Origin of the sequence: Rhodoferax ferrireducens, from assembly GCF_003347515.1 — a bacterium.
Classification (GTDB): domain Bacteria; phylum Pseudomonadota; class Gammaproteobacteria; order Burkholderiales; family Burkholderiaceae_C; genus Rhodoferax.
On sequence record NZ_QEII01000290.1, the window covers coordinates 126,696 to 144,637 of the forward strand.

The following is a 17,942-nucleotide window of genomic DNA, read 5'->3' on the forward strand; positions in this document are numbered from 1 at the left end:
TCCTAAAAGGTCGTGGTTGAATTTCAGTGCGCGGGGTTGAGGCGGGGATGGGTCTCCTCGCCCCAGTGGTAAAGCACGGCGCCGGACAGCAGCATGGCCAGCGCCACGAACCAGAAGGCGCTCTCGATGCGCCCGCCCAGCGCGGCGGCGGCGCCCAGGCCCAGAGCGCCGATGCCATAGCCGAGGTCGCGCCAGAATCGATAGATGCCGATCGCGGACGCACGCCAGTTCGGGTGGGCAATATCGGCGACGGCCGCGCTCAGGTTGGGGTACAGCATCGCCATGCCCAGGCCGGCAACGGCGGCGGACAGGCTCCACCACGCGGCGCCAGATCCGAGCGGCATCAAGGCCACGCCGGCGCCACAAATCCACATGCCCCAGGCGTTCAGCAGGTGCCGGCCGACCCGGTCGGACAACCGCCCGGTGAAGAACTGGGCGCCACCCCAAGTGAAGCCGTACACGCCCACAATCCAGCCGATGGCGGGCAGGCCGACGCCTTGCTGGTGCAAATAGACGGGCCAGAACACCCAGACCAGCGCGTCCACAAACTTCTCCACCAGACCGGCCTGGCACAGCGCCGCCATGCGGCGGTCGCGCCAGCTCATGAGGGCAAACATCTCGCCGGTGCCGGGTTGCGCGCTGACGTTGGCCGGGTAGCGCGGACGAAAGGCCTGGCCTGACGGGTTGGCTGCATGGCGCTTGACTTCGGCATGGGCCCACGGCAGCGTCTCGTGCACCGCCAGCCAGGCGAGCAGCGTCGCCAGTCCGATCACCGCGCCACCAAACCACAACAGGCCGGCGCGCGGACCCAGCAGGGATGCGGCGTAGCCCGTGATGACGCCGGCAACTGCCACACCCAAGTAGCCGGAAAACTCGTTCAGCCCGATCACCAGGCCACGTTGATCGGCCCGTGTCAGGTCGAGCTTGGCGGTCTGTGTCATCGACCAGGTCAGGCCCTGGTTCACGCCCAGCAGAACGGTCGCCAGCACGATCCAGCGCCAGGAGCTGGCGAAGTAGATCAACGCGGGAACCGGCAGCGCCACCAGCCAGCCCAGCAGCAGCACCCGCTTGCGGCCGAAACGATCGGCCAGGCGACCGGCGACGAAGTTCATGCTGCCCTTCACAAACCCGAAGGCCACGACAAAGGCCACCAGCAGCATGAAGGAGCCGCGGGGCACACCAAACTCGGTCTCCGCCAAGGCCGGCACCACGGTGCGCATCATGCCGAGGGTCATGCCCACCAACAGCACCTGCAGCAAGTGATGCAGCACCTGGCGCAGGTTGACGCGAATGCCGTAATCCATCGGGCTTGCCTTCAGGCGTGCGCGAGATCAGGGACGACGCCGCGCAGATTGGCCTGGACCATGCGCGCCATGTCGGCCGGCGGCGGCGCGATATCGGCGGTGAGCGCATCGACAAAGGCCTCGCGCGACATCGACAGCATCGGGTTGAAGCGTTTTTCGAAGCCGAGGGTGGACGCCGGCTTGCCGGACAGGCCGACCCCGCACGCGCTGCCCGCCTGGTGACCGGGGTAAATTTCAAGCTCCGCCGGCAGGGTCAGCAGCTTGCTGTGCAGCGTGTCATAAAGCTGCGCCGCCATTTCGCGCTCGCGTCCTGCCAGGTCGGGCCGACCGACGGCGCCGACAAACAAGGTGTCGCCGGTGAGGACAAACCACGGTTCGTCGCCGCGCCGCAGATCGCGCACCAGCAGGCAGACGCTGTCCGGCGTGTGGCCCGGCGTGTGCAGCACATCGACCACCACATTGCCGGCCATCAGCCGCTGGCCATCGCGCAAGGCAGCGAAGTCAAACAACACGCGCCCGCGGTTGCTCTCGTGCAGGCCATACGGGGCGCCAACCCGGCGCGCCAGCTCGGGCCCGCCCGAGTAGTGGTCCGCATGCACATGGGTGTCAATCACATGGGTGATTACCGCGCCGGCTTGGTCGGCTTGCTGGATGAACCAGTCTTCGTCGCCGGCGACCACATCGACGGCGAAGGCTTGCGCCAGGCTGGCACAGCCGAACAAGTAGGACAGCGTGGCGTTGTCGGCGGCGCGTTGTTTGAAAAACATGTTGCTCTCCTGTAACTTAGAACACCAGAACCTTGTCGGCCCACAAGGTCCATTGGGCCAATTCGTCGAGGCTGCTGCGGTGCGATCCGGGCATGAGGTCTTCAGCCGACAAGCCGCGCGCATCCATGCAGGTTCCACACACGCCAATGACGCCCGCGTGACGGACGACCGAACCCAGCATGAGCTCAAGGTTGTAGAAGCCACTCGGCACTTTCTGCAGGCGATGCGCGGCCGCTGCCCCATCGCCGATGAGAAAGACACGCACTTCGTTGTCCGGCAGCTTGGCCAATGCGCCGGCCAGCCGGGCGCCGTTGTAGGTGCGTTCGCTGCCATAGGGCGCGTCGTTCAGGATGAAGAGGGTTTTCATGTGCGGGACTCCTTGTTCATGATTCGATCGGCAGCCCATGGGCGCGCCACTCCGCCACGCCATCGGTCAGGTGGAAGGCGCGGTAGCCTTTTTTCTTCAGCAGCTCGACCGCATCCCTGGCCATCAAGCAGAAGGGGCCGCGGCAATAAGCGACCACCAGCGTGTCTTTGGGCAGCTCGGCCAGTCTTTTTTTCAGCTCGTCCAAGGGGAGCGAGCGGGCGTGCGGCAGGTGGGCGCTGGCGTATTCGTCCTGCGGGCGAACATCCAGCACCAGCACTTCTCCCGCCTGGGCTTTTCTGAGAATGCTGTCCCGGTCCAGACTTTCGAGGTCGTCGCCATGGGCCACGATGGACGCCAGCGCAAGCTGCAGCTCCACCAGCCGTTCCTCGGCCTCGGCGCGCAAGCTCACCCACAGGTTGGCCACGCTGTGGCTCGCCAGCCGGTACAGGACGTATTTGCCGTCCTTGCGTGTCTCGACCAGCCGCGCCAACCGGAGCTCCTTGAGGTGCGCACTGGCGAGCTTGACGCTGATCTCGGCCTGGGCGGCCAGGACCTCGACTGTCTTTTCTCCCTGGCACAAGAGCTCTATGAGCTCCAGCCGTTTGGGACTGGCCAAGGCCTTGCCGATGCGGGCCACTTGTTCGTACAGATGGTTTTTGATGCTTCTCATGCCGACATTCTAATGAATGTTGGAATGTTTGCAAGCCACGTACACTGCGACTCCGCAATGGTTTGCGCAGAAAGAGGCTGGTACATGAAGTTGAAGATGGCGAAAAATTCCCTGTTTGCGATATTGCTGCGGTCGCCGTGGTGGATGAGTTTCGGGCTGGTGGCGGCGATTGCGCTGGCCGCGCGTGCCTTGTTGCCTGAGCCTTACGTCGTGTTTGGCGTGATCGGTGGATTTCCTTTTCTGGTCATCGGCATCATGGCCGCCTGGCGCCAGTGGCGCGCGCCCAGTGCGGCCCGCGTGGCTGAGGCGCTGAAGGTGGCGGGTGGTATGTCGTGGCGCGACTTTTCCAGTGCAGTCGAGCAGGGCTTTGCGCGTCAGGGATACGCCGTGACACGCTTGAACAGCCCGGCGGCCGACTTCAAGCTGGACAAGGGCGGGCGCCTCACCCTGGTGAGCTGCAAACGCTGGAAAGCGGCCAACCATGGGCTGGAGCCACTGCGTGATCTGGTGGCGGCCCAGGCGGCGCAAGATGCGCAGGGCAGTATCTACATCAGCCTGGGTTCGGTGACCGACAACGCCCGTCGTTTTGCCCAGACGCAGGGTATGGTGTTGCTGTCAGAGAATGACCTGGCGCAGCTGATTTTTGATTAAATTAGGCTCTAGCTCTTGTGAAATAAGCGCAATTAGCTATTAATAATATAGCAAACTGAGCGTGGCCAACGCCCTTTGTGGCCGCCAGCGCCGCAGTGGCCCCAATTGACGCCAGCCGCTTGCGCAGGGCTGCACTTGGTATCAGACTGGCGACCTCGTTCATTTATCCACGGAGGTTGTATGTCCAGTATGAGCCCGGAACAGATCAAGGCCGCGACCCGGCAAGCCTGGGAGAAATCGGCCGGCGGCTGGAACCGCCAAACCCCTCAAATCCATGCCTGGCTGGCGCCGGCCACAGCGGCCATGCTGGACGGAGCCCACATCAGCGCCGGCATGCGCGTGCTCGATATGGCCGCCGGCGCGGGAGACCAGACGCTGGACATCGCCCGGCGCGTGGGGTCGGGCGGCTCGGTGCTGGCGACGGATATTTCCGCGAGCATTCTGCAGTTCGCGCAAGAAAATGCGCAGCGTGCCGGCCTGGACAATGTCGAGACCCGCGTGGGTGATGCCGAGCAATTGAGTCTGGACGAGGCGAGCTTCGATGCGGCCGTGTGCCGCCTCGGCCTGATGTTCTGCCCCGAGCCCTTGCTGGCGCTGCGCCAGGCTTACCGCGCATTAAAACCGGGCGGGCACGCTGCCGTGCTGGTGTTCTCCGAGCCGCAACACAACCCCTGCATCGGCATCCTGATGTCCACCGCGTTGCAGCATGCGGGCCTGCCGCCGCGTGATCCGTTTCAACCCGGCAGCTTGCTGAGCCTGGGCAAGCCGGGACTGCTGGACGCCTTGTTCCGCGAAGCGGGATTTACCGACGTGACAACGTCGCGCATCGCCGCCCCGTTTCGACTGCCATCGGCAGAGGACTACCTGAGCTTCGTGCGCACGTCGGCGTCCCCGATCATGCAGATGCTGGGTCAGCTCGATGCGGCCGCGCAGGAGGCGGCGTGGGCCGCGATGAAGGACAAACTTCAGGCCTTTCAGTCGCCCAGTGGCTGGGTGGGGCCCAATGAGTTGTTGCTGAGCCAGGGGACCCGGCCGGCGCAGTGAGGTCGCCTTGCCCCCATTTGGTTTTTGCGCTTTGCGTGGGGTCGACGCCGTAGTTACAAACCGTTAACACCCAGGGGCTACAGTGTCCGAATGACAGTCCTTTACAAGAACAGGCCCCGTGAAGAAAATTAAACTGGCCTATGTGGCCCTGTTCATCGCACTGACCGGACTCTGGCTCATAGCTGATACCGTGTTGTCGACGGCGAACAACTTTTTTGCACTGCGTTCTTCGCTCATCAACTACAGCGGAATCCTCGGAATCGGGGTCATGAGTGTGGCCATGATCCTGGCCATCAGACCGGTGTTGTTCGAGCCCTATCTGGGCGGCCTGGACAAGATGTACCGGCTGCACAAGTGGTTGGGCATTTCCGGTTTGGTGATTGCCGTCATTCACTGGATGTGGGCGCAGGTGCCAAAATGGCTGGTCGGTTCCGGCCTGATCGAACGTCCCGTGCGCATACGAGCGCCCGAGGAAACCGTGGCGATTTTCAAGTACTTCCAGAGCCAGCGGGGCTTGGCGGAAAGCATGGGCGAATGGGCCTTCTACGCCGCCGTGCTGCTCATCATCCTGGCGCTGATGAAGCGGTTTCCCTACCGGCACTTCTTCAAGACCCACCGACTGCTGGCGATCGTGTACCTGTTCCTCGTGTTCCATTCCGTGGTGTTGATGAAGTTCGGCTTCTGGGGTGAAGCTATTGGCCCGGTGATGGCGGTTTTGATGATCGGGGGCAGCGTTGCGGCTCTTGCTGTCTTGTTCAGGCGGGTGGGGCAAAGCCGTCAGGCGGTGGGAGAGATCGAGGCTATCGCGCACCACAAGGACCTTCAGGTGATCGAGGTCACGATTCAGTTCAAGGGCCGTTGGGCCGGTCATGAGGCCGGGCAATTCGCCTTCGTGACCTTCGATGAGAAGGAGGGCGCGCACCCGTTCACGATCTCTTCCGCCTGGAACAACGACGGGCGCATCGCGTTCATCATCAAGGGATTGGGTGATTACACCCACACCTTGCCCACGACCCTGAAGGCTGGAGATGTCGTCAAGGTGGAGGGACCCTATGGCCGTTTCAATTTCGGTGGCAGCAAGCCGCGTCAGATCTGGGTGGGTGGCGGCATCGGCATCACGCCGTTCGTTGCCCGCATGAAGACCTTGGCAAACCAGCCAGACGGCACGACCATTGATTTGTTCCACACCACGGCGGTGCTCGATGAAACCGCCATCGGCAAGTTGCAGCGCGACGCGCTGGCCGCAAATGTGCGGCTGCATGTGCTGGTGGACGCCAGGGATGGCCGGCTAAGCACGGAGCGCATATGTGAGGCCGTTCCGCAATGGCAATCCGCCGACATTTGGTTCTGTGGCCCGACGGGTTTTGGTCAGGCTTTGCGCAAGGACTTCATCGCCAAAGGATTGGCCCCTGGCGATTTCCATCAGGAGCTGTTCAATATCCGGTAGCGTTCACAACAACTGAAACGCGAGCACCGCCACCAGCGTGGGCGGAATGGCGGCAATCAGCAAGCCCAGCGGGTGAATGGTCTTGTCCTCGAAGCTGCCGCGCAAAATGGCGACGCCAGCCGGGTTGGGCGCATTCGCGATCACCGTCAGGCCGCCACCCGTGACCGCCCCGGCAACCAGCGCGACCTTGAATTCCTCGCTCAGGCCTTCGACCAGTGAACCGAGATAGGTCAGCGCCGCGTTGTCGGTGATGGCGGTCATCACCGTGGCGCCGAAAAACACCGCCGTGGCATCCATGCCCATCAAAATCGGTTGCAGCCACCACTGCTGCAGGCCGCCCAGCACCACCAGGCCGGCCAGGAAGAACGCCACCAGCAGCGACTCCCGCAGGATCAAGGGGTTCTGATGGCGCTCGTAGGCGGTCGTAAAGCCCAGGAAGAAGAGGAACAGGCCCATGAACACCGAGGGGTAATGCGCGAATACCACCACGCCCAGCAGGAACATGAGGTGCACAAAAATCACCGACAAGGGAACCTGTGACTCGTCGCTCGCCTTTTGCTGCCCCATGGCGCTCAGCTCGTGGCGGAACAACAGCATGGCCGATCCGGCGTTGATGGCGACCGCAATGGCCGCCTTCCAGCCAAAGTTGGCGATCATGAACCAAATGTCCCAGTTCCATTTGGCCGCCACCATCAGCACCGGTGGCGCGGCAAAGGGGGTGAGCGTGCCACCGATGGAAATGTTCACGAACAGCACCCCGATGGTGACGTATTTCAGCTTGCTCGACACTTCCTTGGCAAACAGGGTGTCGCGCAGCATCAGGGCCGCCAGCGTCATGGCGGCGGGTTCCGTGATGAATGAGCCCAGCAAGGGCACAAAAGCCAGCATCAGAAAATACATGGCCATGCCTTTGTCCAGCGGCATGTGGCGCGCGACCCACATCACGATCGAGGCCGCGAACTGCAGGATGGGTCGGGTGCCGGCAATCACCATGATGGCAAACACGAACATCGGCTCGGTGAAGTTGCGTGTCTCCAGGTAGGCTGTGGCCTCCTGTTTGCCGCTGACCGCGAACATGAACAGCATCAGAATCATGGCCCAAAAGCCAAACACCACCTCGACTTCACCGAGCAGGTGCCACAGGCCGGCATGCTGCGGCCGGCGGTGCGCCAGGTTCTCAAACAACTTGGTCGAGAAGGTGTGGATGACGGCCAGGGCGAACAAGGCCGCACCGACGAGTTGGATGAAGGTTGGATCAGTCATGGCGACAAGCAGGTTTCAACGGATGCGCCGTAGCGCCGGTTCAGAGTTCAGCCAACGGAATCCCGCCGGCCTGTTCATCGGCTTTGAGCAGCTGAATCAACTGGCCCAGATCACTATCGAGCCGCACCAGGGTTTTGGGTGGAAGACGGTCAAGCGCCTCGGGCAACACCCCCTCAAATGGACCGGGCGCCTGGCCCAGCAGCGCCAGCCCGACGGGTGAAACGTGCAGTTGCACGTTACGCCTGTCCTCCAAGCCTTTGCTCATGTGGATCAGTTCTTTGCGCTGCAAGGTCTTGACGAGATTGCTGGCGGTGGACTGGTGAATGTCCATGTTTTTGGCCAGCACGCTCACGCCGATGCCGGGGTTGTCCCGGATGACACTCAGGGCCCAGACCTGCGCACCGCCCAGACCGACCTGTTTTTCAACTTGCTGAAAATGACTGCGCACCGCATTGAAGACCACGCGAAAGCGTCGCAGAACCTGGGCCGTCGTGATGGGATCGTCGTTGTTTTCAAGTTCGCGTGGCATCGGTGAAACGTCCTGTAACAAAATCCGCACCATGATAGGGCAGAAGTCCTGCCTGCCTGGCGTGTCGCGCCACCGAGTTTCAAGTCTCGGCGAACTGGGCGCGGACCTTGCGCATGAGCAGATCGTCAAAGGTATAAAAGCCTTTCTCACAAGTGGCGAGTTGGCTCAAGGCAAAGGCGGCACCGGTGCCGAAAGCCTTGCGTTCGATCGAGTTGTGGATGAGGCGAACCGTCTGGTACGGGAAGCCGAAAATCACCTCATGGTGGCCGACGATGCCGCCCAGCCGCAACGAGGTGATGCGCTCGTCGTCAATCGACAGGCTCTCGGCAATCTTGCGCGCCGTGCCGGACACCTCTGGCTTGTCCCGAAAATGCTGCTCCAGGATCTCCACATCGGCAAATGGCGCGATGCTGCGCAAGAGCTTGGCCGCCATGATCAGGAAATTGATGCCCAAGGTGATATTGGGCGAACACAACACCCGTGTATCGGCGCCCAGGCCTCGCATGTAGGCAAGCTGTTCTTCGTTGTAGGCGGAGATGGCGCTGACCAGCATCAGCTGGCGCTGGCGCACTTCTTCGCCGTACAACATGACGGTCTGCGGCTGCGAAAAATCAACCAGCGCGTCTACCGGGTGAGCGTCCAGCCAGTCATGCAGATTCACGCTGTCAAGGCCAATGACGGGAATATCAGTGCCTGGCACGGTTTCTGCGTCGGCCTGCGTCGTGCCGCGTGCCACCCAACACAGCTCGAAACGCGGGTCGGTGCGCAGCACTTCGGCCACCGCCTGACCGGCTTTGCCGTAGCCCATTAGTCCAACTTTGATCATGACTGAATCCTTTTTGTGAATACGCTTCTCCCTGCCGATTTTGGCAATTACATTTGGTGCAATGTAACATGCTTGCATTTGATGCAATGTAATTTGCAAAAAGCGGCCCTGTCACCCCGTCCGTTTCTTGTTGCCCCATAACTTTTCATTCGAAAGAGCGCCATGAGCCCGCACCCCCCTGTTTTTTCCGCCATCCGGCAGGAGCTCTACGACTGGCGGCTGTGGACTGGTCGCGGCGTGGTGCTCGCGTTTGCGGCTCTAGCCGGCTTGACGGTGGTGGCCTTCACTTGGATGACGGAGCGGGCCTTCGAGCATTTCACCGCGTTTGAGAAGGGGTCTTGGTGGGGTCCGCTGCTCTGGACACCGGCTTCCACCGCCGCGATTGTCTGGCTCACGCGGCGCTACATGGGGGGCGCGGCAGGTTCGGGAATTCCCCAGGTCATGGCCGCGCTGTCGCCTGATGTGCCCAAAACTTCCCGAAACCTTTATGTCTCCGTCAAACTGAGCGCGGCCAAAATGCTGCTGGCCACCTGGGGCTTGCTGGCCGGCTTGTCGCTCGGCCGTGAAGGCCCATCCGTGCAAATTGCAGCCGGCGTGATGCACCATGCGCGGCGCTGGCTGCCTACCCGGTCGCAGGTATCCGAGCACGGCCTGATGCTGGCGGGTGGCGCTGCCGGCATTGCCGCCGCCTTCAACACGCCGCTGGGGGGCGTGATGTTTGCCATCGAGGAGTTGTCGAGAAAGCCGGAGCAGCGCAGCAACGGCCTGCTGCTGGCCGCTATCGTTTTGGCGGGTTTGATGGCCGTTTCGGTGTATGGCAATTCCACCTACTTTGGCGTGATCCGGGTGCAAAACCTCGGTGCGGCGCTGCTGCTGCCCGGCCTGCTGGTGGCGCTGTGCAGTGGCGTGGCGGGCGGGCTGTTTGCCCGGCTGATGGTGATTTCTCTGGCCGGCAGATCAGGCGACTGGTTCAGCCGGTTTCGCCAGAAAGCCCCGGTACGGTTTGCGGCTGCTTGCGGCCTGGCCGTGGCGGTGCTGGGCGTGGTCAGCCACGGAGACACCTATGGCAGTGGCTACGGCCACACGCGCGACATGCTCGAAGGCAACGGCGAGGCGTCTCCGCTGTATGTGCTGCTGAAGTTTGTCGCCACCTGGATCACGGCCTGGGCCGGGGTGCCGGGCGGACTGTTTGCGCCGGCGCTGGCCATCGGCGGTGCTTTGGGCAACGACATTGCGCATCTGACCTCCTATGCGAATGCGCCCACGCTCATCGCGCTGGGCATGGCCGGCTTTCTGGCGGCGGTCACCCAGGCGCCGCTGACTGCGTTCATCATCGTCATGGAAATGGTGGACGGTCACGCCCTGGTGCTCAGCCTGATGGCCAGCGCGCTGATTGCCAGCGGTGTCTCGCGTCTGATCAGCGTGCCCCTGTACACGGCTTTGGCTGAATTGCAGTTGCTGCGCTTGCCGGCGAAGCCGACATAAAAAAGGAGCCCCGAAGGGCTCCAAACTCGTTTTGTTGCTCTCGCCGCTTAAACAAGATCAACGCGTTCAGTGTATTTGAACAAATGCAATCAACTCCTAGGGAGTTTCCCTAGAAAGTTCGACCTTGATCGAGCGGCCGGTGCTGTTGTCTGAGTGTTTTCAACTGTTGCAGCAAGCTGTCTCGCAGCGCATAGAGTTCACCCAGTCTGGACAGCGCCTCAGCCCTGTGGCCTTTGGCCTGCAGCGCTACCAGTGTCTCCGCCAGTGCATGTATCTGCTGGTGCAAAGGTTCGATGGCCTGGAAGCTGGCGTGCGCCCCATAGCGGGCCAGACCCTCTGTATTCAGCCACTGGCCGAATCGGCAGTGGTTGAGCTTCTGGGGCGCAAGGGCTTCAAGTTCTCCCTTGAGAAAAGCCGTCACCGCCACAACCCAGGCGCGGTGCTCGACGCTGGCAAACAGCAGCGGCAAATCGTCACGGTTCACCGGCGGCAGGTCAGCCCAGGACGGATCGGTGCGCCAGTCCGCTGACCAGCCGGGCAGATCGGCGGCGGGCATAGGGCGGGCAATGCCATAGCCCTGCGCCTGCTCGCAGCCCAGCTGCAGCAGCATGGCGCCGTGCGCCACCGTCTCCACCCCTTCGGCGATGACCTGGCGGCGAAACGCGCTGGCCAGGCCGATCACGCCTTCCAGAATCGCCAAGTCATCCGGGTCGTCCAGCATGCCGCGCACAAAGCTCTGATCGATCTTGAGCAGCGTGACCGGCAGGCGCTTCAGGTAGGTCAGGGAGGAATAACCGGTGCCAAAGTCATCCAGCGCAAACATGACGCCGATCTCGCGGCAGGCCTCGATGACGTGGGACACATGCGCCAGGTCTTCCAGTGCGCTGGTTTCCAGCACCTCCAGCTCCAGATCACCCGGCTTGACCTGCGGATGCGCCGACAGAATCGCACGCAGGCGCTCGACGAAGTTCACCTGCTGCAACTGGCGCGCGCCGATGTTGACGCTGACCGGCATGGTCAGGCCGCCCTTCCGCCAGCGCTCCATCTGGGTCAGCGCGGCGTCGATCACCCACTCGCCGATGTCGATGGCCAGCGGATGGTCTTCGATCACCGGCAGGAACACCGAAGGGGCCAGCAGCCCCTTGTCCGGGTGTTGCCAGCGGATCAGGGCCTCGGCGCCAATGACCGTTCCCTTGCGCATGTTGACCTTGGGCTGGTAATAGAGCATGAACTCGCCCTCAGCCAGCGCGCGGCGAATGCGCTCCACGCTTTCGTGGTGGCCGCGCACGCTGCGGTCCTGCTCGGCATCGAAGACGTGGTAGCGGTTCTTGCCGGCCAGCTTGGCCTGGTACATGGCCTGGTCGGCCTGGCGCAGCAATAGATCTGCATCGGCGTCTTCGGCCTGCGGGTAGAAGGTGACGCCCAGGCTGGCCGAGACCTGGAGCACCAACTCGCCGAAGTGCACCGGCTGGGCTGCGGCGGCGAGCAGCCGGTTGAGCATGGGCACGCTGGCCGCCACATCCGGCAGGTCGAGCAGCACGGCGACGAACTCGTCGCCGCCGATGCGAGCCAGGGTGTCGCCTTCACGCAGCGCCTGCTTCATGCGGCTGGCCAGCGCGATCAGCAACTGGTCGCCGGCCTCATGCCCGTGGCGGTCGTTGACGGACTTGAAGCCATCGAGGTCGAGATAGGCCACCGCCAGCAACTGGCCGCGCCGCTGTGTCTGCGCGATGGCCTGGTGCATCCGGTCGGCCAGCAACACACGGTTGGGCAGACTGGTCAGGGCATCGAAATGGGCGATGTGTTCCAGTTGTTTTTGATGCGCCTTGAGCGCGGAGATGTCGGAGAACAGGGACACGTAATGCAGGGGTTTGCCATGGGCATCCAGCACGGTGCTGATGGTTTGCATCTCGGCGAACACCTCGCCATTCTTGCGCCGGTTCCAGACCTCGCCGTACCAGTGGCCTTTGTCGATCAGGCCGCGCCACATGCTGGCGTAGAACGCCTGGCTCTGCCGGCCGGAACTCAGGATGCGCGGGTTCTGGCCCAGGACTTCGTCCCGGTGGTAACCGGTGATATGCGTGAACGCGTCGTTGACATCGATGATGGTGCCGTCGGCGGCCGTGATCATGATGCCTTCGCGGGAGTGGGAGAAGACGCTGGCGGCGAGGTGGAGTTTTTCTTCGGCCAGCCTGCGCTCGGTGATGTCGCGCGTGACGCCAATGAAATGCTGCAGGCAGCCCGCGCCGTCATGGGAGACGGTGATGGTCATCTGGACGTCGTAGATGCCGCCATCCTTGCGGCGGTTGATCATTTCGCCCGCCCAGACACCGTCCCGCAGCAGGTGGCTCCAAAGGTTCTCATAGAAACCCTTGTCCTGCTGTCCCGACGCCAGCAGCCGCGGATTGCGACCCATCACTTCGTCCGCGGTGAATCCGGAAATGCGGGTGAAGGCGGCGTTGACTGAAATGATGTTGGCGTTGAGGTCGGTGATGATGATGGCCTCGGCGCTGGCGTCAAACACCGTGGCGTTGATGCGCTGCAGCCGCTCCGCCTCGACGCGCTGCGCGGCAAGCAGCAACTGGCGCCGGTAAAACGCGATGGCGAGCAGGGTGATCAGCAGCAGCGAGGGAATCACGGTCCCCAGCAGGGTTTTGGCCTCGGTCCGCCAGGACTGCAGGGCGGCCTCGCGATGGAGATGGGTGACCACAACAAACGGATACAGGTGCGAGGCGCGAAAGGCGGTCAGAAACTGCCGTCCATTGCCATAGGTCTGTTCGAACTTGCCCGACTCAACCGCCGTCAGTCGCAGATCCCGCACGACATCCGCGTGCAATGAACCGGGCAGTGCCGTGGGATCCGTGTCCAGCAGCAGCGTGCCGTCGTAACGCAGGATCTCGACCGAACCCTCTTTGGCATCAAGCGCCTGCGTCATGTGATGAATGAAGTAGTCGGGATTGAGCGCGACGAGTAGCGTCATCCAGCGTTCACCAACGGCCAGCGTCCGCGTCACGGGAATGAAGCTTTGCGCGTCGGCTTGTACCGGTGTCTGGGCGGTGGCCGGCCGGCCATCTGCGAAATCGCGCCCGGCCCAGGGCCGGCCGATGCGCAGGATTTCCTGCGTTTCGCTCGCCGCTGGCAGGTAGCTCTGCGTCGCCACGGTCAGTCCGATATTGGCAGGGTTGGAGCTGGCGACGATGCGGCCGCTGTCATCCAGCAGCGACATCGACCGCAGATAGGGCGCGCGGCGCAGTGTGGCGGCGAGGCCGCTCTCGACGCGGCGCAGGTCAGGCGCTCCGTCGTCCGGCGGCGCGATGTTGGCGGCCGCCAGCTCGGTGACATGCAGGCTTTGCGTCAGAAAATCCTCGAAGCTGCGCGCATGCATCTCTGAGATGTTGAGACCGTTGCCCACCGCTTCGGCGTGCAGCCGCCACAGCGTGTAAGTGGTTACCGAGAGCATGCCGCCGATGAGCAGCGCCAGACCCAGGAAGAACGTCTGGCGCAGTTGCCGGGCGCGACGCGTCATGGGGCGACGATGGGGTCGAGCTGGTAGCGTTTGGCCGCCGTCAGCAGGCGGCCATCGCGTTTGACGTCGCTCACAAAGCGCTCAAGGCGCGCATGCCAGGCGTCGTCGCCGGGCTTCATGGCATAGGCGTAGGGCGTGACGTGGTAACTGCCCGGTGGCGACACCAGGCGCGCCCAGTCGGCATTGGCGAGAAAGCGCTGGCTGTAGGGATAGTCGGTCATGAAGACGTCGGCGCGGCCGGACTGCACTTCCTGCTCGCGGGCAAAGGGCGTGTCGAGCACGAGCAGTTGCGCATATCTGAGCTTGTCCTTCATGACCGGTTCATGCAGCGTGCCCTTGGCAACGGCCACAACCGCGCCGGGCTTGTCGATGTCTTCCCAGCTTTTGATGCGGTGATTGGTCTTGGTGGCGATGGCGTAGATGTCGCTGGCGAGGTGGGGGCGGGTGAAACGCAGCTTTTGCGCCCGCCCCGGTGTGATGCCGACCGCGAACATGGCGATGTCGCAGCGGTCCTGGGTGACGTCGTCAATGAGCTTGGCGAAGGAGCTGTCGACGAACTCGACGGCGGCGCCGAGGTCTTTGCCAAGCGCCGTGGCCATGTCAATATCGATGCCGGACAGCTGCTGCGTCTTCGGGTTGCGGTAGGTGATGCTGTAGTAGTCGGGCCAGATGCAGACGCGCACATTTTTGCTGCTCTGGATGCGTTCCAGGCGACTTGTGGTCATGTCCTGGGCTGCAGACGGCAGGAAGAAGACACTGGCGCCGGCGAGCACCATGAGCAGGGAAAGGATGCGCAATCGGGGACTCCTCAATAGGAATGAGAATTTTACAGGCCGTATTCAGGTTCCAAGCTCTTGGGAGCAGGCCTGGTCGCGCGGGGGGCTCCAAACCACGGTACCATGAAATTTGTAACGCAAAAGGTGATGTTGATGTCAACTCAAGCACTTCCCCCGGTGAAGAATTTCCCGATTGTTTGCGTCGGCGGGTCGGCCGGCGGCCTTGATGCCTATGTCCGGCTGCTGCAGAACTTGCCGGCTGACATGGGGGTGGCCGTTGTCATCGTGAACCACATCACGATCATGCCGACCCAGTTGCATGAAGTACTTCCGCGCTTCACAACGATGCCGGTTGAGCTGATCACGGAAAGTCTGCAGATCGAACCCAACCGTGTCTTCATCATCCCAGCCAATCGGGATTTGCACGTCGCCCATGGCGAGTTCCAGCTCAAGCCCATTTCCAAGCCGCGTGGCTGGCCGGATGTCATCACGGTGTTCCTGCGTTCACTGACCGATTGCTGGGACGGCAAGCTGATTGCCGTGATTGTGTCGGGCTACGACGGCGATGGCGCTGCGGCCCTGTGCGGCATCAAGGAAGTCGGCGGCATCACTATCGCGCAAAAGCCGAGTACGGCGAAGCAGCCCGACATGCCGGAGAGCGCCATCGACAGCGGTTGCATCGATTTTGTCCTGTCGCCAGAAGACATCGCGCAGGAAATCGTGCGCATTGCGCGTGTTGGTTTATAAGAAATAGGCCTCTAGCCTCCGTCCACATTGCGTAAGTAGCTATTATTTATATAGCTATTCATGTTCATTCACCTTATTACTGTTTCGCGCCCAGCGTCTGAGCTATCGGTGGCGTGGCCACGGCGTGGTCAATGCTTGGTCGCGCCAAACATATGTTGGCGCGCCGCCTGGCTGATCGCCACGATCGCCGGATGGCTGAGGCGGCGTTCAGTCGTGATGGCGTAGAGTTGCTCGACCACGGAATCGATGCGGCCGATGGCCGCAACTTTGTATTGCTCGCAGACATGGTCCGTGATCACGGTGGGGGCGACGAACAGTCCTGCGCCGGCCTGACCGAAAGCCTTCATCAGGGCGCTGTCGTCAAACTCGCCGACGATGCGGGGCCGCAGGTTGTTAGCTTCCAGCCACTGGAGCAGCTTGGAGCGAATGGTGACGTCCTCGCCTGGAAGCAAAAATGGGGCGTTGTCCAGACTGGCCGGAAAGCTGCCTGAGAGCGTCTTGGTCAGGCGGCGGGTGCCGAACACCGTGAGTCCGCTCTCGCCCAGCAGGTGGTTGTAGCCACGTACGTTCAAATGGGTTGGCATGGGTCGATCGGCGATGATCATTTCGAGCCGATGCACGGCAAGCTCAGCCAGCAACGGCGCCAGCCGTCCCTCGCGGCAAACCAGTCGAACGGGCTCCCCGAGCTTGAGCGCGGGCTCCAGGAGTCGGTAAGCGATTGCCTTTGACACGGAATCGGCGATCCCGACCCTGAACGGTACTGACCTGGCCGCCGTTTGGTCGCGCAGCACTTCGAGCAGTTCGTCGCCCGTGGTGAAGATGTCTTCCGCGTAACTCAGAATGCGTTGCCCGGTGTCGGTCAGTTCGAGCTTGCGTCCGGAGCGACGAAACAACTCCACGCCCAGCGTTTGCGCGAAATCGCTCAGTTGTCCGCTGATGGCGTGCGGCGTCAGGTGCAGCTGCTCGGCGGCGCGCGCAATGCTGCCGGTTTTGGCGACCATCCAGTAATAGCGCAAATGTTTGTAGTTAAGTGAAGACATGGTGTCCTGTCGATCGGGGCATCCACCGTGGGCCCCAGCTGTGTTTCGACGCTGTCGGGCGCAGTTTGTAACATCTGTTTATTCGATGTAATGCGTCATCATATTCGATTTGCCAGATGATTGAAGGCCTCCTAAGATCACGGTTGTGTTCAACGAACCAGGAAAAAAGACGCATGCGTATCGACATCCAAACGAACGGATTCATTCTCACGGATGGCTTGCGCGAGCACGCCACGCGGCGCTTGCAGTTTGCCCTTAGCTGGGCCAATCATGACGTGCACAAAATTGCAATGCGTCTGTCGGACATCAACGGGCCACGCGGCGGGAGCGACAAGCGCTGCCAAATTCAGGTCCGACTTTCGGGCGGGCAGGACGTGGTGATCGAGGACACCGAGGCCGATCTTTATGTCGCCATTGACCGTGCCGCTGATCGCGCAGACCATGCGGTGGCGCGCCGGTTGGAACGCTTGCGTGAGCATCACCATGAACGCCTCCAAGGCGCCGAATTGAAAGAAGCTCTGCTATGAATTCCTCCATCTCCATTGGAGAACCCTGGATGTGGGCTGCTTTCATCGCCTTCGTGCTGATCATGCTGGCGCTGGACTTGTTCGTGTTCGGCGGCAGAAAAGCGCACAAGGTGAGCGTCAAGGAAGCCGCCCTATGGTCGCTGGTATGGGTGAGTCTCGCGCTGGTGTTCAACGCCGGTTTGTGGTGGCATCTGAGCGGCACCGTCGGCCCTGAGGTTGCCGACCGCAAGGCGCTGGAATTCCTGACCGGCTATCTGATCGAGAAATCGCTGTCGGTAGACAACGTGTTCATCTTCCTGCTGATTTTCTCGTCCTTCCACGTCGCCCCTGAATATCAGCGCCGGGTGCTTATCTATGGCGTACTGGGCGCCATCGTCATGCGTGCCATCATGATTCTGGCCGGCGCCTGGGTGGTGCGGGAGTTCAACTGGGTGCTCTACATCTTCGGCTTCTTCCTGGTGGTCACGGGCATGCGCATGCTGGTTATGGCAGAGAAGGAGCCCGATCTCACCAAGAACCCGGTGCTGCGGTTCGCGCGCCAACATCTGCGCATTGCAGACGGCGACCACGGCGAAAAATTTACCGTGCTGAAGGATGGCGTGCGACATTTCACGCCGCTGTTTCTGGTACTGATTCTGATCGAGGTCACTGATCTGGTGTTCGCCGTGGACTCCATCCCGGCCATTTTCGCCATCACCACCGACCCGTTCATCGTTTTTTCATCCAACATCTTCGCCATCATGGGCTTGCGTGCCCTGTATTTCCTGCTGGCCGATGTGGCGGAGCGTTTTCATTTGTTGAAATACGGCCTGGCCATGGTGCTCACCTTCATCGGTACCAAGATGCTCATCATGCCGTGGTATCACGTGCCGGTGGCGGCCTCGCTGGCGATCGTTGCGGTCTTGATCGGGTCCAGCGTAATCGCCAGTTTGATCGCCACCCGCAACGGACCCCGTCCGCGTCCCTGATTCAA

At 62.1% G+C, this 17,942-nt stretch carries 17 protein-coding genes; 7 read left to right on the plus strand and 10 right to left on the minus strand.

Features of this window, described 5'->3' with window-relative positions; translation table 11 throughout:
• Positions 1 to 23 precede the first annotated feature (23 nt).
• From C5P05_RS18175 to C5P05_RS18190, 4 genes are read right to left on the minus strand one after another with little or no spacing between them, the layout of a single operon-like run.
• Positions 24 to 1,304, minus strand: coding sequence for an MFS transporter (locus C5P05_RS18175; RefSeq protein WP_114971240.1), 1,281 nt, complete (start codon positions 1,302 to 1,304; stop codon positions 24 to 26).
• Positions 1,305 to 1,315: 11 nt separating this feature from the next.
• Positions 1,316 to 2,071: an MBL fold metallo-hydrolase gene (locus C5P05_RS18180; protein ID WP_114971241.1), complete on the minus strand. Its 756-nt coding sequence runs from the start codon at positions 2,069 to 2,071 to the stop codon at positions 1,316 to 1,318.
• Positions 2,072 to 2,087: 16 nt separating this feature from the next.
• A complete protein-coding gene (locus C5P05_RS18185) occupies positions 2,088 to 2,438 on the minus strand; it encodes a DsrE/DsrF/TusD sulfur relay family protein (RefSeq protein WP_114971242.1) in 351 nt (116 codons plus the stop codon).
• Positions 2,439 to 2,454: 16 nt separating this feature from the next.
• A complete protein-coding gene (locus C5P05_RS18190; RefSeq protein ID WP_114971243.1) occupies positions 2,455 to 3,108 on the minus strand; it encodes an ArsR/SmtB family transcription factor in 654 nt (217 codons plus the stop codon).
• A 96-nt stretch (positions 3,109 to 3,204) separates the two neighbouring features.
• On the opposite strand from C5P05_RS18190, the gene C5P05_RS18195 reads away from it, so the two are divergent.
• The 3 genes from C5P05_RS18195 (at position 3,205) to C5P05_RS18205 (ending at position 6,250) form a co-directional block, all read left to right on the plus strand.
• Positions 3,205 to 3,759 (plus strand): restriction endonuclease, encoded by a 555-nt coding sequence (locus C5P05_RS18195; RefSeq protein ID WP_232834560.1) that lies wholly within the window; start codon positions 3,205 to 3,207, stop codon positions 3,757 to 3,759.
• Positions 3,760 to 3,939: 180 nt separating this feature from the next.
• The gene (locus C5P05_RS18200) at positions 3,940 to 4,803 is read left to right on the plus strand and encodes a class I SAM-dependent methyltransferase (RefSeq protein ID WP_114971245.1); all 864 of its coding nucleotides are present in this window, start codon (positions 3,940 to 3,942) and stop codon (positions 4,801 to 4,803) included.
• A 118-nt stretch (positions 4,804 to 4,921) separates the two neighbouring features.
• The gene (locus C5P05_RS18205) at positions 4,922 to 6,250 is read left to right on the plus strand and encodes a ferric reductase-like transmembrane domain-containing protein (protein ID WP_114971246.1); all 1,329 of its coding nucleotides are present in this window, start codon (positions 4,922 to 4,924) and stop codon (positions 6,248 to 6,250) included.
• A 3-nt stretch (positions 6,251 to 6,253) separates the two neighbouring features.
• Here the strand turns inward: C5P05_RS18205 and C5P05_RS18210 are convergent, their stop codons facing one another.
• The 3 genes from C5P05_RS18210 to C5P05_RS18220 all read right to left on the minus strand — a co-directional run bounded on the left by C5P05_RS18210 (position 6,254) and on the right by C5P05_RS18220 (position 8,868).
• Complete coding sequence (locus tag C5P05_RS18210) at positions 6,254 to 7,513, minus strand: putative Na+/H+ antiporter (protein WP_114971247.1); 1,260 nt, start codon at positions 7,511 to 7,513, stop codon at positions 6,254 to 6,256.
• A gap of 40 nt (positions 7,514 to 7,553) precedes the next feature.
• Positions 7,554 to 8,042: a MarR family winged helix-turn-helix transcriptional regulator gene (locus C5P05_RS18215; protein WP_114971407.1), complete on the minus strand. Its 489-nt coding sequence runs from the start codon at positions 8,040 to 8,042 to the stop codon at positions 7,554 to 7,556.
• Positions 8,043 to 8,121: 79 nt separating this feature from the next.
• A complete protein-coding gene (locus C5P05_RS18220; protein ID WP_114971408.1) occupies positions 8,122 to 8,868 on the minus strand; it encodes a 4-hydroxy-tetrahydrodipicolinate reductase in 747 nt (248 codons plus the stop codon).
• A gap of 162 nt (positions 8,869 to 9,030) precedes the next feature.
• Here C5P05_RS18220 and C5P05_RS18225 point away from each other — a divergent pair, with 162 nt between their 5' ends.
• The gene (locus C5P05_RS18225; protein WP_114971248.1) at positions 9,031 to 10,353 is read left to right on the plus strand and encodes a chloride channel protein; all 1,323 of its coding nucleotides are present in this window, start codon (positions 9,031 to 9,033) and stop codon (positions 10,351 to 10,353) included.
• Positions 10,354 to 10,462: 109 nt separating this feature from the next.
• On the opposite strand, the gene C5P05_RS18230 is transcribed toward C5P05_RS18225, so the two are convergent.
• Both C5P05_RS18230 and C5P05_RS18235 read right to left on the minus strand, forming a co-directional pair.
• Complete coding sequence (locus C5P05_RS18230) at positions 10,463 to 13,879, minus strand: EAL domain-containing protein (RefSeq protein WP_198674772.1); 3,417 nt, start codon at positions 13,877 to 13,879, stop codon at positions 10,463 to 10,465.
• Positions 13,876 to 14,676, minus strand: a complete 801-nt coding sequence (locus C5P05_RS18235; RefSeq protein WP_232834561.1) for an ABC transporter substrate-binding protein — start codon at positions 14,674 to 14,676, stop codon at positions 13,876 to 13,878. Before C5P05_RS18235 ends, C5P05_RS18230 begins: the two co-directional genes overlap by 4 nt.
• 132 nt (positions 14,677 to 14,808) lie before the next feature.
• On the opposite strand from C5P05_RS18235, the gene C5P05_RS18240 reads away from it, so the two are divergent.
• Positions 14,809 to 15,402, plus strand: coding sequence for a chemotaxis protein CheB (locus C5P05_RS18240; RefSeq protein ID WP_198674773.1), 594 nt, complete (start codon positions 14,809 to 14,811; stop codon positions 15,400 to 15,402).
• Positions 15,403 to 15,530: 128 nt separating this feature from the next.
• Here the strand turns inward: C5P05_RS18240 and nhaR are convergent, their stop codons facing one another.
• Positions 15,531 to 16,442, minus strand: a complete 912-nt coding sequence (gene nhaR, locus C5P05_RS18245) for a transcriptional activator NhaR (RefSeq protein ID WP_114971250.1) — start codon at positions 16,440 to 16,442, stop codon at positions 15,531 to 15,533.
• A gap of 173 nt (positions 16,443 to 16,615) precedes the next feature.
• Here nhaR and C5P05_RS18250 point away from each other — a divergent pair, with 173 nt between their 5' ends.
• Positions 16,616 to 16,969: an HPF/RaiA family ribosome-associated protein gene (locus tag C5P05_RS18250; RefSeq protein ID WP_114971251.1), complete on the plus strand. Its 354-nt coding sequence runs from the start codon at positions 16,616 to 16,618 to the stop codon at positions 16,967 to 16,969.
• On the plus strand, positions 16,966 to 17,937 hold the full coding sequence (locus C5P05_RS18255) for a TerC family protein (protein WP_157979379.1): 972 nt from the start codon (positions 16,966 to 16,968) through the stop codon (positions 17,935 to 17,937). The genes C5P05_RS18250 and C5P05_RS18255 overlap by 4 nt, the downstream gene beginning before the upstream one ends.
• The last annotated feature ends 5 nt before the right edge of the window (positions 17,938 to 17,942 follow it).